This window comes from Cedecea sp. FDAARGOS_727 (assembly GCF_012273235.1).
GTDB lineage: Bacteria > Pseudomonadota > Gammaproteobacteria > Enterobacterales > Enterobacteriaceae > Cedecea > Cedecea davisae.
In genome coordinates this window covers 2551272-2565583 of the sequence record NZ_CP050966.1, presented here as the reverse complement: position 1 = coordinate 2565583, position 14312 = coordinate 2551272, and the positions used below count along the sequence as shown (strand labels likewise).

Annotated in this window: 10 protein-coding genes; 1 reads left to right on the top strand and 9 read right to left on the bottom strand. The window is 52.5% G+C overall.

The features are described 5' to 3' along the window. Positions 1-157: 157 nt before the first annotated feature. From pflB to tkt, 9 genes are all read right to left on the bottom strand, one after another. Complete coding sequence (pflB, locus tag FOC35_RS12250; protein ID WP_016538125.1) at positions 158-2452, bottom strand: formate C-acetyltransferase; 2295 nt, start codon at positions 2450-2452, stop codon at positions 158-160. A 29-nt stretch (positions 2453-2481) separates the two neighbouring features. Further along, positions 2482-3690 (bottom strand): propionate kinase, encoded by a 1209-nt coding sequence (gene tdcD / locus FOC35_RS12245; protein WP_172569021.1) that lies wholly within the window; start codon positions 3688-3690, stop codon positions 2482-2484. A 36-nt stretch (positions 3691-3726) separates the two neighbouring features. Beyond that, positions 3727-5058, bottom strand: a complete 1332-nt coding sequence (gene tdcC, locus FOC35_RS12240) for a threonine/serine transporter TdcC (RefSeq protein WP_016538127.1) — start codon at positions 5056-5058, stop codon at positions 3727-3729. Positions 5059-5073: 15 nt separating this feature from the next. Beyond that, entirely contained in the window at positions 5074-6072 is a 999-nt protein-coding gene (tdcB, locus tag FOC35_RS12235; RefSeq protein ID WP_016538128.1) for a bifunctional threonine ammonia-lyase/L-serine ammonia-lyase TdcB, read from the bottom strand. Between the two features lie 109 nt (positions 6073-6181). Further along, the gene (tdcA, locus tag FOC35_RS12230; RefSeq protein ID WP_172569020.1) at positions 6182-7120 is read right to left on the bottom strand and encodes a transcriptional regulator TdcA; all 939 of its coding nucleotides are present in this window, start codon (positions 7118-7120) and stop codon (positions 6182-6184) included. A 404-nt stretch (positions 7121-7524) separates the two neighbouring features. Next, a complete protein-coding gene (gene fbaA / locus FOC35_RS12225; protein ID WP_172569019.1) occupies positions 7525-8604 on the bottom strand; it encodes a class II fructose-bisphosphate aldolase in 1080 nt (359 codons plus the stop codon). Between the two features lie 97 nt (positions 8605-8701). Next, the gene (gene pgk / locus FOC35_RS12220; RefSeq protein WP_016538131.1) at positions 8702-9865 is read right to left on the bottom strand and encodes a phosphoglycerate kinase; all 1164 of its coding nucleotides are present in this window, start codon (positions 9863-9865) and stop codon (positions 8702-8704) included. Positions 9866-9886: 21 nt separating this feature from the next. Next, positions 9887-10933, bottom strand: a complete 1047-nt coding sequence (gene epd, locus FOC35_RS12215) for an erythrose-4-phosphate dehydrogenase (protein WP_172569018.1) — start codon at positions 10931-10933, stop codon at positions 9887-9889. A gap of 327 nt (positions 10934-11260) precedes the next feature. Further along, positions 11261-13252: a transketolase gene (gene tkt, locus FOC35_RS12210; RefSeq protein WP_016538133.1), complete on the bottom strand. Its 1992-nt coding sequence runs from the start codon at positions 13250-13252 to the stop codon at positions 11261-11263. Positions 13253-13520: 268 nt separating this feature from the next. Here tkt and FOC35_RS12205 point away from each other — a divergent pair, with 268 nt between their 5' ends. Next, on the top strand, positions 13521-14279 hold the full coding sequence (locus tag FOC35_RS12205; RefSeq protein ID WP_172569017.1) for a M48 family metallopeptidase: 759 nt from the start codon (positions 13521-13523) through the stop codon (positions 14277-14279). Positions 14280-14312: the final 33 nt, after the last annotated feature.

Sequence of the window (14312 nt, the reverse complement as noted above, 5' to 3'; positions counted from 1 at the left end):
TCTGAAAAGTTTCTACGCCAGGAGACGCAGCACAGACCGTAAAGGGTAAACAAAAACGCATGAATGTGCCAAACAGGTCACAAAATTGATCGCAAATTGAGTGTTAATGCAGCAAAAGAAGGGAAAACCCGGGCCTGAGCCCGGGCTTATGGGTGACTTACAGCGCCCGGGTAAAGGTTCGGGAAATAACATCCTGCTGCTGTTCGCGCGTTAAGGCGTTAAACCGCACCGCGTAGCCGGAAACACGAATGGTTAGCGTCGGGTAATTTTCCGGGTGTTCGATGGCATCCATTAACATCTCACGATTCATCACGTTAACGTTCAGGTGCTGGCCGCCTTCCGTTTTTACATCGTGATGGAAATAACCGTCAAGCAGCCCCACGAGGTTCAGGCGACGAATCGAGTCATCTTTGCCAAGCGCGGCAGGCACGATGGAAAACGTGTACGAAATCCCGTCTTTCGCGTAGCTAAACGGCAGCTTCGCCACGGAGGTCAAAGAAGCGACCGCGCCCTTAGTATCACGCCCGTGCATCGGGTTAGCGCCGGGAGCAAACGGCGTTCCACCTCTGCGGCCATCCGGCGTGTTGCCGGTTTTTTGCCCGTAAACCACATTCGAAGTGATGGTCAGGATAGACTGAGTCGGCACCGCGCCGCGGTAGGTTGGCAACGCCTGAATTTTCTTCATAAAGCGCTCAACCAGATCGCAGGCGATGGCGTCCACCCGGTCGTCATTATTGCCGTACTGCGGATAGTCGCCCTCAATGACAAAATCTACCGCCAGCCCGGTATGGTCGCGCACCGGCTTCACAACCGCGTGTTTGATAGCCGACAGCGAGTCCACCGCCACCGAAAGCCCGGCGATGCCGCAGGCCATGGTGCGGTAAACGTCTCTGTCATGCAGCGCCATCAGCGAAGCTTCATAGCTGTATTTATCGTGCATATAGTGGATAAGATTAAGCGCCGTAACGTACTGCACCGCCAGCCAGTCCATAAAGCTATCGAGGCTGGTCATCACCTTGTCGTAGTCCAGCACATCATCGAGCAGCATCGGGGTTTTAGGCCCAACCTGGATCTTCAGCTTTTCATCCATCCCGCCGTTGATGCAGTACAGCAGGGTTTTCGCGAGGTTGGCACGAGCGCCAAAGAACTGCATTTGCTTGCCAATAATCATCGGGCTTACGCAGCAGGCAATCGCGTAGTCATCGCTGGCAAAGTCGCTGCGCATCAGGTCATCGTTTTCATACTGCAATGACGAGGTTTCGATGGACACCCTGGCGGCGTACACCTTAAACGCCTTCGGCAGCGCTTCGGACCAGAGGATAGTCAGGTTTGGCTCAGGTGCTGGCCCCATGGTGTAAAGCGTATTCAGGTAGCGGAAGGCGCTTTTGGTCACCAGCGTGCGCCCGTCGAGCCCCATTCCGCCCAGCACTTCCGTCGCCCAGATAGGGTCGCCGGAGAACAGGGAATCAAACTCCGGCGTACGCAGGAAACGCACCATGCGGATTTTCATAATGAAGTGGTCGATTAATTCCTGCGCCTGCTGTTCGTTGAGCAGGCCAGCATTAATATCGCGTTCAATATAAATATCGATAAAGCTCGCCGTGCGCCCAAGCGACATTGCCCCGCCGTTCTGAGACTTCACCGCTGCCAGATAGGCAAAGTAGAGCCACTGAATAGCCTCCTGCGCATTGCCTGCCGGGCGTGAAATATCGAAGCCATAACCGGCGGCCATCTCCTGAATTTGCAGCAGCGCGTGGCGGTGTTCCGCCAGCTCTTCACGCAGGCGGATAGTCGCCTCCAGATCCTCACCGCGCTCAAGTTTTTGCTGCAGGTCGGCAAACTGTAGCTCGCGCTCGCGAACCAGATAGCCGATGCCGTATAGCGCAACGCGACGATAATCGCCGATGATGCGCCCGCGCCCGTAGCCGTCCGGTAATCCCGTCAGCACGCCGGACTTGCGGCAGCGCAGAATATCCGGCGAATAGACGTCGAATACGCCCTGGTTATGGGTTTTACGCAGCTCGGTAAACTGATACTCGAAGTGCTGGTCCATTTTGCGGCCGTAGGCTTCAAACGAGCTTTTGATCATATTGATGCCGCCAAAAGGATGTAGCGCGCGCTTTAGCGGCTTATCCGTTTGCAGGCCAACGATCCTCTCACGGTCCTGAATAATATAGCCGGGAGCGTGAGCGGTAATTGAAGTGGCGACATTGCTGTCAAAGTCCACCGGCGCATGGGTGGCGTTTTCAACACGAATGCCTTCCATGACCTTTTCCCACAGTGCCGTAGTGGCCGCCGTAGCGCCCGACAAAAATGCGTCATCACCTTCATACGGCGTATAGTTTTGCTGGATAAAATCCCGAACGTTAATTTCATGCTGCCAGCTCTCTCCGCGGAATTGCTGCCAGGCATGAGCATAATTATCATGGGAAATATCAATATCCACTTTCATTAATTCTATCCTCTGTACCACAAATGAGATTAAGCGAATTCCGCTAAGCGAGATGCTTTGCCCAATTGCCGGGCATCAAGAGCAATCATTTTTTCTTCATTGGTAGGAATTACCGCGCACAGCACCGCAGAGCCTTCGGCTGAAATAACCCGTTCGCCGTCGGAATTAGGCCGCGCGTTTTTTTCTTCGTCCAGTTCAATACCGAATACGCGTAAATGTTTAATCACCAGGCTGCGAATAAGCGCGGAGTTTTCACCGATGCCGCCGGTGAAAATTAAGCCATCAAAATGCGGCAATGAAGTGGCATGCCCGCCAATCGTTCTGGCGATGCGGTGAACAAAAGTATCGATCGCCAGCTGTGCTCTGCCGTCGCCACTTCGCCAGGCCTTCTCCAGCGCCCGGAGATCGGAAGAGATACCCGAAAGTCCCAGCAGCCCTGACTCGGTGTTTGCCACTTGCTCAAGGTCATCCAGCGATTGCCCGGTTTGCCTTGCCAGCCACACCATCGCGCCAAAGTCCACGTCGCCGCAGCGGGTGCCCATGATAAGCCCCTCCAGCGGCGTCATGCCCATCGAGGTATCAACGCTTTCCCCTTCCACAACTGCGCAAACCGATGCGCCGTTCCCAAGATGAGCAATAACCAGCCCCGGTGCGGCTCCTTTCAGCTCAGGCAATTCAGCTGCCTGGATGGAAACGTAGCGGTGGGAGGTGCCGTGGAACCCATAACGCCTGACGCCGTACTCCTCGAAATAGCGGTACGGCAGGCCGTAGAGATAGGCCTCCGGGCTAATCGTCTGGTGGAAGCTGGTATCAAACACCGCGACCTGCGGCACGCCGGGAAATCGCTGCCGGGCCGAGGCCACGCCGCTGAGGTTGGCATAATTGTGCAGCGGCGCGAGAGGCGAGACTTCACGAATTTTTTCAACAACGTCATCCGTGAGCAGTACCGACTCGCCGAAAATCGCCCCGCCGTGCGCAATGCGGTGGCCGATATAGGCCACGCTTTTAATCAGGTCACGCTTTTCAAGTTCCAGGGCAATGGCCGCCAGCGCATCTTCATAATCGGAATGCGCCAGCCTCACTGGCTCTCCGTTATTAACAGTCAGCGAGGCAGACTCGGTATTAATCCCTTCGCAAATTCCCGTTAATAGTGGCTCCATGGATATTTCATCCAGCACGGAAAATTTAACCGAAGATGAGCCACAGTTTATGGTTAATATTACCGGATATTCATTCATCTTAACGTTCACTCATCCTGAGCCAATGACGGTTAATTACAATATTTTGTATACAATATTCAGAATCGTCAGCATGCCGATAACGGTGACAAATATGTTTTCGGTTCTGCCTTTATATTTACTCAGCGCCGGGACTTTGCGAATGGCGTACATCGGCAGCAGGCAGAGCAGAGCGGCAATAATCGGCGCACCCATGGCTTCAATCAGGTCAAGAATGTTCGGGTTGGCGTAGGCCACAACCCAGGTCGAGCCCATGATAAACACCATACTGACCAGGTTGAGCTTGCCCTGGGAAACCTTAGTTTTGTCACCCTTATAACCAAACTTCAGGATAAGGCCGTTAAGCCCTTCCAGCGTGCCGAGGTAATGGCCGAAGAAGGATTTGAAAATCGCTACCAGGGCAATGATTGATGCCCCGTATTCCAGCACGGTCGCGAAGGTGGACTTAGAGCCGGACATAGAAGAGAAGTGGTTCGCAAGGTAGGAAAGCACCGGGATATTCTGCGCTTTTGCTTCGGCCATATTCTCCGGCGACAGCGTGAACAGGCAGCTGAAAGCAAAGAACATCACCACCCCAACCATCAGCATGCTGGCGCGTGAGATGATTTTGGAACATTTATCCTCGGTATATTGCTTACCAAAATCCGCCTCATACTCTTCGCGCTTAGACACCACAAACGAAGAGACGATAGGCGAGAAGTTGAAGGAGAACACCATGATGGAGATACCGAGCCACACCGTTACCAGTATTCCGTCATTGCCGGTTAAAGCGATCTCGCTGAGGTTCACCTGATCGATAACCGCAGAGTTCCAGTAAGGGATAAGCGACAGGGAAATAATCACCAGGCTCGCGATGAACGGAAACACGAGATAGCTCATCACCTTCACCATCAGGTCTTTACCGAAGAAGATGACAAACGCCATCAGCATCAACAACACCAGCGCAACCAGCCCGCGGTTAAGCGGTGCCAGCTGAAGCTGGTTATCCCAGAATGTCATAAAGGTGTTGGTAATGGTGACGCCATAAATCCACAGCAGCGGGCAAATTGCGAAGAAGTACAGGAAGGTGATAACCACCCCGCCGGTTTTACCAAAATGCTCTTCAACCGTTTCGGTGATGTTCCCCGAAGGGTTACTGCCGGAAAGGCACAGGCGAGCCAGCGCGCGGTGGCAGAAGAAGGCTATCGGGTAGGCCAGAACCAGCATGATAAGGATAGGTATCAGGCCACCATAACCCGCACGGATAGGGAAAAACAGTACCCCGGCACCAATGGCGGTGCCGAACAGACCCAGCGTCCAGGTGGTGTCGGATTTACGCCACAGGGAGGTGTCTTTTTGGCCAACAAGGGTTGTTTCTGCATTACTCATAATGAAGATCCTTAGTTAGTTCAGGCAGGCTTCCGCGGTGCCGGTAATTTCAGAGACGCGAGACAAATCGATGTTCCCGCCGGAAATAAGGCTGACCGTTTTCCGACCTTTAATATAATGATCAAGCTTGCCGCTTAATAATGCGGCAGAGGCCAGAGCTCCCGCCCCTTCGGTTACAATTTTATTGCGCTGAATGAGCGCAACCATGCTGTTTCTGATTTCTTCTTCACTGACTAAAATAATATCAGTTACTAATTTTTTAACGATTTCGAAAGTTAAATTACCCGGGCGAGCTACGTCGCAGCCATCAGCCAAAGTGCTGGCGCTTCGATTGGCGGTTATTTCTCCACAGCGGAATGATGAAGCCATACCGTGAACATTTTCTGCCTGCACGCCGATGATATTAATTGTTGGGTTAATGGATTTAATCGCCACCGCAATACCGGCAATCAGGCCGCCGCCGCCGATAGGCACAATCACGTTATCGACGTCATAAAGATCTTCAAGTATTTCCAGGCCAATAGTACCCTGCCCGGCAATGACTTTTACGTCGTCATACGGCGGAATGAAAATGCGCCCTTCCATCTCAACAATTTCACTGACCTTAGCAATAGTTTCGTTAAAGTTATTGCCGTGAATAATGACCTGTGCCGAATAGTCGGTAGTGGCCGCTACTTTCGACTTAGGCGCGCCTTTTGGCATCACCACCTTGCCATTAATCCCGAGCAGCGCGCACGACAGGGAAACACCCTGAGCATGATTGCCGGCCGAGCAGGCTACGACACCGCGGCTTCTTTCTTCCTCACTGAGCGAGCTAAGCTTATTAAATGCGCCCCGCATTTTAAACGAGCCGGTGCGCTGCATATTTTCAAATTTTAAATAGATGTCACCTTTACAGCATTCGCTAAGATAATTAGAACGCGGCATCCCTGTTTTATACACGTAGCCAGAAATTCTTTTTTTAGCTTCCAGAACGTCGTTAATGGTGACAGGAAGTTCGTTGTCGATATGCATGTTGACCTCTGTATAACAAAACAATAAAAAAATATTAGAGATGGCAAATAAAATTAATTTGCCGCCCTGGGTTAATTAATCAATTAAAACGATTCGGGTAGTTTTTTTACTAAGCCACCACCGTTAATTTATTAAATTGAGCCTGACTGCGCACGGAATGCGCTCTGGCTAATTCAACCAAAGTTGAAGCTGATTTTTTTATACGATAATTTTTAGACCAGACTGCTGCATAGCGTGCTGTAGGTAATTCGTCGGTTAGCGGAACCTGTATAAATTGCTGAGAACCAAAAGGCGCTATCATGTCGCGTGGAATAATGGTCAGGAACCCGGCTTTAAGCACCATGTTATAGATAGTAACAACAGAGTCGGTTTTAATTATTTTATCTCGGGTAATATTATTTTTTTGCAGGATGGTCAGGAGTTCGCTGTAGTAGCCCATTTCGGTTTGAGGCAACACCCACTGCTCATGGCTCAATGAGCGTAGCGTCATCGCGCCGCCGCGCGTTCGCGTTCGGCTGGCCACCAAAATAAACTCGGACTCAAACAGCGGCTCAATATGCAGGTCCTGTAGCAGCATCTCGTCGCTGAGGGTGCCAATGGCGAAGTCCAGCCGCCCGTCGCGTATCGCCGGTAAGAAGGAAGAGAGCTGCGCTTCAAACATCGATACTTCTGCATGAGGGTAAAGCTCTTTGAAGGCTTCGACCATGCCCGGCAGGAAGGTAAAGCCGATAAGCGAAGGGTAGCCGAATGAAACATCCACTGAGCCATTACCCACCAGGCAGTTCATTTCATCACACATATTACGCATTTCACGCGTAATCGACTCCGAATACCCGAGCAGTATCTTTCCCGCCCCGGTGAGCTTCACGCCGGTATTCTTGCGGATAATGAGTTCCATCCCGAACAACGCTTCCATGTCGCTGATGATTTTGCTTACCGCAGGCTGAGTCAAACTCAGCTGCTTAGCCGCGGAACCAAATGAACCACTTCTGACCACCTCCTGAAATACAACCAGGTGCTGTGTTTTAGGTAATGTCATATTGTCCATAAAGCGCCATGCCTAATAAGTTATCAATGGCGGCGATCTTACGAATTCCCTCCTGGATGTTATGTGCTGCGACTCGCAAATGCTCAACCGGTTATTGTATAAGAAGCACACGAATGACAACTAACCAATTAAAAACAATGAGTTATGATTTTTAAATTTGCAATTTATATGATTAAGGTCAACCTAAATATCGCAGATAAAATAAATTTATGGAGATAATAAATTCATATAAATGTAAGTAACTTGTTATTGATAATGAGGTTTTATATTTATTGCGGTAAATTTGCACAAGTTAAATGAAATAATGAAAATAAAATTAAAAATAACTGCAATTATTATGATTTTATTTGAACATAAAAAAACCCGCCGTAGCGGGTTTTTACCGAAGCATTTATTGGCTCAAATTACAGAACGTCTACCGCGTTCAGCTCTTTGAATGCCTGCTCCAGGCGAACGATCATAGATGCCTGGGCTGAACGCAGCCACACGCGTGGATCGTAGTATTTTTTGTTCGGCTGGTCGGCGCCTTTCGGGTTGCCCAGCTGACCCTGCAGGTAAGCTTCGTTTTCTTTGTAGTAGCTCAGAATACCTTCCCAGGTTGCCCATTGGGTGTCGGTATCGATGTTCATTTTGATAACGCCGTAGCTTACGGAGTCTTTGATTTCCTGAGCGGAAGAACCGGAACCACCGTGGAATACGAAGTTCAGGCTGTTGTGCGGCAGGTTATGTTTCTTAGAAACATAGTCCTGAGAGTCGCGCAGGATGGTTGGAGTCAGAACCACGTTACCCGGTTTGTACACGCCGTGTACGTTACCGAATGAAGCAGCGATGGTGAAACGCGGGCTGATTTTGCTCAGCTCGGTGTACGCATAGTCAACGTCTTCTGGCTGGGTGTACAGAGCAGAAGCGTCCATGTGGCTGTTGTCCACGCCGTCTTCTTCACCGCCGGTGCAGCCCAGTTCGATTTCCAGGGTCATGCCCAGTTTGGACATGCGTTCCAGGTATTTAGAGCTGATTGCGATGTTTTCTTCCAGAGACTCTTCGGACAGGTCAATCATGTGGGAAGAGAACAGTGGTTTACCGGTAGCAGCGAAGTGTTTTTCGCCGGCGTCCAGCAGGCCGTCGATCCACGGCAGCAGTTTCTTAGCGCAGTGGTCGGTGTGCAGAATGACCGGCACGCCGTAATGTTCAGCCATCTGGTGAACGTGGTGTGCGCCAGAGATAGCACCCAGAATAGCAGCACCCTGTGGAACATCAGTTTTCACGCCTTTACCAGCGATGAAAGCAGCACCGCCGTTAGAGAACTGAACGATAACCGGAGATTTAACTTTCGCAGCGGTTTCCAGTACGGCGTTAATAGAGTCGGTACCGACGCAGTTAACAGCTGGCAGAGCAAAGTTGTTCTCTTTTGCTACCTGGAAGATTTTCTGTACGTCGTCACCGGTTACAACACCTGGTTTTACGAAATCAAAAATTTTAGACATGTGGATGTGTCCTGTAGGCCTTGGAAAAATTGAATCGCCGTCCTGATGCTTGCCGGGCGGCAATAAATCAACGGGCAGGAAACCCTGCCCGTAACAATTACTTCTTAGCGCGCTCTTCGAGCATCGCTACTGCTGGCAGAACTTTGCCTTCCACGAACTCGAGGAATGCGCCGCCGCCGGTAGAGATGTAGGAAATTTTGTCTGCGATACCGAACAGGTCGATAGCCGCCAGAGTGTCGCCGCCGCCTGCGATAGAGAAGGCTTCGCTGTCGGCGATAGCGCGAGCAACGATTTCGGTACCTTTACGGAAGTTCGGGAATTCAAACACGCCAACCGGGCCATTCCACAGAATGGTTTTTGCGTTTTTCAGGATCTCAGCCAGTTTCTCAGCGGAAACATCGCCCATATCCAGGATCTGCTCTTCATCTTTGATGTCAGCAACAGATTTCAGGGTCGCGGTTGCGGTTTCGGAGAACTCGGTCGCTACGCGCACGTCGGTTGGAACCGGAATATCGCAACGGGTCAGCAGTTCTTTGGCAGTATCAACCAGGTCTGCTTCATACAGGGATTTACCCACGTTGTGGCCCTGGGCTGCAACGAAGGTGTTAGCGATACCGCCGCCAACGATCAGCTGGTCAGCAATTTTGGACAGGGAGTCCAGCACGGTCAGTTTGGTAGAAACTTTAGAACCACCAACGATAGCAACCATTGGGCGAGCCGGCTCTTTCAGAGCTTTGCCCAGCGCTTCCAGTTCGTCTGCCAGCAGCGGGCCTGCACAGGCAACGTCAGCAAATTTAGCGATACCGTGGGTAGAAGCCTGCGCGCGGTGTGCGGTGCCAAAGGCATCCATTACGAATACGTCACACAGAGCGGCATATTTTTTGGACAGTGCTTCGTCGTCTTTCTTTTCGCCTTTGTTAAAGCGAACGTTTTCCAGAACAACCAGCTCACCCTCGGCAACTTCAACGCCATCCAGATAGTCTTTGACCAGGCGAACCGGGTTAGACAGTTTGTCTTTCAGGTAGTTAACAACCGGCAGCAGAGAGAATTCTTCGTTGTACTCGCCTTCGGTCGGACGACCCAGGTGAGAAGTTACCATGACTTTTGCGCCCTGCTTCAGAGCCAGTTCAATGGTCGGCAGAGAAGCACGAATACGCGCGTCGCTGGTGACTTTCCCGTCTTTAACCGGCACGTTCAGATCGGCACGGATGAAAACGCGTTTACCAGCCAGATCCAAATCGGTCATCTTAATTACAGACATGGTGAATCCTCTCGTTGATTCTTAAAGTTTTGCAGACGCAACCTGCGCCTTACCTGAAATCCATTGAGCCATAACCAACGTGGTGTCGAGCATCCTGTTGGCGAAGCCCCATTCGTTATCACACCAGACTAGTGTTTTAATCAGATGTTGCCCACTGACCCGCGTTTGCGTGCCGTCTACGATGGCACTGTGCGGATCGTGGTTAAAATCAGTCGAGACCAACGGTAATTCCGTATAGTCAACTATACCATGAAATGCTTCTCGCGCCGATTTTTGCAGCAACTGGTTGACTTCACAGGCATTTACTGAATTTTTCACCGTGACGCTTAAATCAATCGCCGTGACGTTTATCGTCGGTACGCGTACCGCAATGGCCTCAAAACGGTCATTAAACTGTGGGAAAATACGCGTAATACCGGCCGCAAGACGCGTATCCACCGGAATGATCGACTGGCTTGCCGCACGGGTACGCCGTAAGTCGGGATGATAAGCGTCAATAACCTGCTGGTCGTGCATCGCCGAGTGAATGGTGGTTACCGTCCCGGACTCGATGCCAAAGGAATCATCCAGCAGTTTAATAATAGGAATAATGCAGTTTGTGGTGCAGGAGGCATTGGAGACGATGCGATGGTTATCTTCCACCAGCTCATGGTTAACCCCGAAGACCACGGTGGCGTCGAGGTCGTTACCGCCGGGATGCGAGAACAGCACCTTTTTCGCACCTGCGGCCAGGTGAGCTTCGCCGTCGGCACGCGAGCCGAACACGCCGGTGCAATCCAGCACGATATCAACGCCCAGTTCACGCCACGGCAGCGCCTCAATGGTGGGCTCATGCAGCAGGCGAATACTGTCATCGCCGACAAACAGGACGTCACGCTCTTCGCGCACGTCCCACGCAAAGCGGCCATGGCTGGTGTCGTACTTCAACAGATGCGCGATACCCGCAGCATCCGCCAGTTCGTTGATTGCTACCACGGTGATTTCCGCACGGCGACCAGATTCGTACAAAGCACGTACCACGTTGCGCCCAATGCGACCGAAGCCATTAATAGCGATGCGTACGGTCATATCTCTCCTGCCAGAATCCCTGGGATTAAGTGGCTGACAGAGTAATCCAGCAACCGCCCGAGGGGAATCCTCGCACTCATGAAACTGCACTTGTTTGCTTAATTGTCGAACATTTATTCGACTGAAACGCTTCAGCTATGTTAAGCCAAAGCGGGAATAAAAGGAACGATACCCCATTACGGTCGCACCAACTTCTGACGCACGTCACAATTTTAGTGGAATAACTGCAACGGATAAAGGCGGCGGTGGAATAACGAACAACACAATCATGGAATAATTGGCATAAAAAAGGGCCGCCGAAGCGACCCCTTTATCTGACGAGACTGATTACAGAATCGCTTTAGCCTGTTTCACCACGTTCTCAACGGTGAAGCCAAACTCTTCGAACAGCAGTTCTGCTGGAGCAGACTCACCGAAGGTCGTCATCCCAACGATAGCGCCGTTCAGGCCAACGTATTTGAACCAGTAGTCGGCAATGCCGGCTTCGATGGCTACGCGAGCAGAAACGGCTTTCGGCAGCACGGACTCACGGTAAGCGGCATCCTGCTTGTCGAACGCGTCGGTGGACGGCATGGAAACCACGCGGGCCTTGACGCCTTCGGCAGTCAGCTGATCCCATGCGGCAACGGCCAGCTCAACTTCGGAACCGGTCGCGATGAAGATAAGCTCTGGCTGACCAGCGCAATCTTTCAGCACGTAACCGCCGCGGGCGATGTCTTTCAACTGCTGCTCGGTACGATCCTGCTGAGCCAGGTTCTGACGGGAGAGGATAAGCGCAGTCGGGCCATCGTGACGCTCAACGCCGTATTTCCACGCTACCGCAGACTCAACCTGGTCACACGGACGCCAGGTGCTCATGTTAGGCGTTACGCGCAGGGAAGCAACCTGCTCAACCGGCTGGTGAGTCGGGCCATCTTCGCCCAGACCGATGGAGTCGTGGGTGTAAACCATCACCTGGCGCTGCTTCATCAGCGCGGCCATACGCACCGCGTTACGGGCATATTCCACAAACATCAGGAAGGTAGAGGTGTACGGCAGGAAGCCACCGTGCAGGGAGATACCGTTGGCGATAGCGGTCATACCGAATTCACGCACGCCGTAATGGATATAGTTCCCGGCGGTATCTTCGTTGATAGCTTTAGAACCAGACCACAAGGTCAGGTTAGACGGAGCCAGGTCAGCAGAACCGCCCAGGAATTCTGGCAGCAGCGGGCCGAAGGCTTCGATAGCATTCTGGGACGCTTTACGGCTGGCAATCTTGGACGGATTAGCCTGCAGCTTAGCGATGAATTCGTTCGCTTTCGCGTCGAAGTCCGCCGGCATTTCACCCTTCATACGGCGAGTGAATTCAGCGGCTTCCTGCGGGAAGGCTTTAGCATAAGCGGCGAACTTCTCGTTCCAGGCCGCTTCTTTGGCCTGGCCCGCTTCTTTCGCATCCCACTGAGCATAGATGTCAGAAGGAATTTCGAATGGAGCGTGCTTCCAGCCCAGCGCTTCACGGGTCAGCGCAATCTCTGCGTCGCCCAGAGGCGCGCCGTGGGAGTCGTGAGTACCCGCTTTGTTCGGGGAGCCGAAACCGATGATGGTTTTGCACATCAGCAGGGATGGCTTGTCGGTTACCGCGCGAGCTTCTTCTACCGCACGTTTGATAGCGTCGGCATCGTGGCCGTCTACGCCGCGCACAACGTGCCAGCCGTAGGCTTCAAAGCGTTTAGCGGTATCGTCGGTGAACCAGCCTTCAACGTGACCGTCGATGGAGATGCCGTTGTCATCGTAGAACGCGACCAGTTTACCCAGCTTAAGGGTACCGGCCAGGGAGCAAACCTCGTGAGAGATGCCTTCCATCATGCAGCCATCACCCAGGAATGTGTAGGTGAAGTGATCCACGATGTCGTGACCCGGGCGGTTGAACTGCGCTGCCAGCGTTTTTTCAGCGATAGCCATACCGACCGCGTTCGCAACGCCCTGACCCAGTGGACCAGTAGTGGTTTCTACACCGGCGGTATAGCCCACTTCCGGGTGACCCGGGGTTTTGGAGTGCAGCTGACGGAAGTTTTTCAGTTCTTCAATCGGCAGGGCATAACCGGTGAGATGCAGCAGGCTGTAAATCAGCATAGAACCGTGGCCGTTGGACAGCACGAAGCGGTCGCGATCGGCCCAGGACGGGTTCTGCGGGTTATGGTTCAGGAAATCACGCCACAGGACTTCGGCAATGTCGGCCATACCCATAGGGGCACCCGGGTGGCCGGATTTGGCTTTTTGTACTGCGTCCATGCTGAGCGCACGAATAGCATTGGCAAGCTCTTTACGAGAGGACATTTTGACTCCAGATCGGATGGTTGAAGATCGCGCCTTGACTACGATGCGTTATGGGCTACGCCCGAAAATGTGACAACAATGTACACCAGGGGAATGGTCATGTACATGCGGCGCGCCGTTGACAGGGTAAGAAATCTCTGGATAACGCTCGCAAGTTGCGCAACCTGATGCGCAGGCCATTTATTCTTCTTTATACTAAGTCTGGAGCCGCCCCGCCTGCGGTAAATCCGACTCTGTTTTTACCTATTATAAAGAAAGGAAAATGGCCATGAAGATGCGCCCAATATTACTGAGCCTGAGCGTCGCTGCCCTGCTGAGCGGCTGCCAGGGAATGGATTCCAACGGGCTACTGACCTCGGGGGCCGAAGCATTCCAGGCCTACACTTTAAGCGACGCCCAGGTGAAGGCCCTGAGCGACGAAGCCTGCCAGCAGCAGGACAGCAAAGCCACTCTCGCTCCGGCAAACAGCCCTTATACCCAGCGTCTGAACAAGATTGCCTCCGCGCTTGGGGACAACATCAACGGACTGCCGGTGAACTACAAGGTATACGTCACCAAAGACGTGAATGCCTTCGCCATGGCTAACGGCTGCATCCGGGTTTACAGCGGCCTGATGGATATGATGGACGACAACGAAGTCGAGGCAGTGATTGGCCACGAAATGGGGCACGTTGCGCTTGGGCATGTGAAGAAGGGTATGCAGGTCGCGCTCGGCACGAATGCGGCTCGCGTGGCGGCGGCTTCGGCAGGCGGCGTAATCGGCAACCTGTCACAATCTCAGTTGGGGGATTTAGGCGAAAAACTGGTGAACGCTCAGTTCTCTCAGCGCCAGGAATCAGAAGCGGACGACTACTCTTACGATCTGTTGCGCAAGCGCGGTATTAATCCGCTTGGTCTCGCCACCAGTTTTGAGAAGCTGGCTAAGCTGGACGAAGGTCGCCAAAGCTCGATGCTGGACGATCATCCGGCCTCGGCGGCGCGCGCTCAGCACATCCGCGACCGCATGGCGGCGGACGGGCTTAAGTAATTCAGCAGGAGGCATATTTGCCTCCTTTATGAT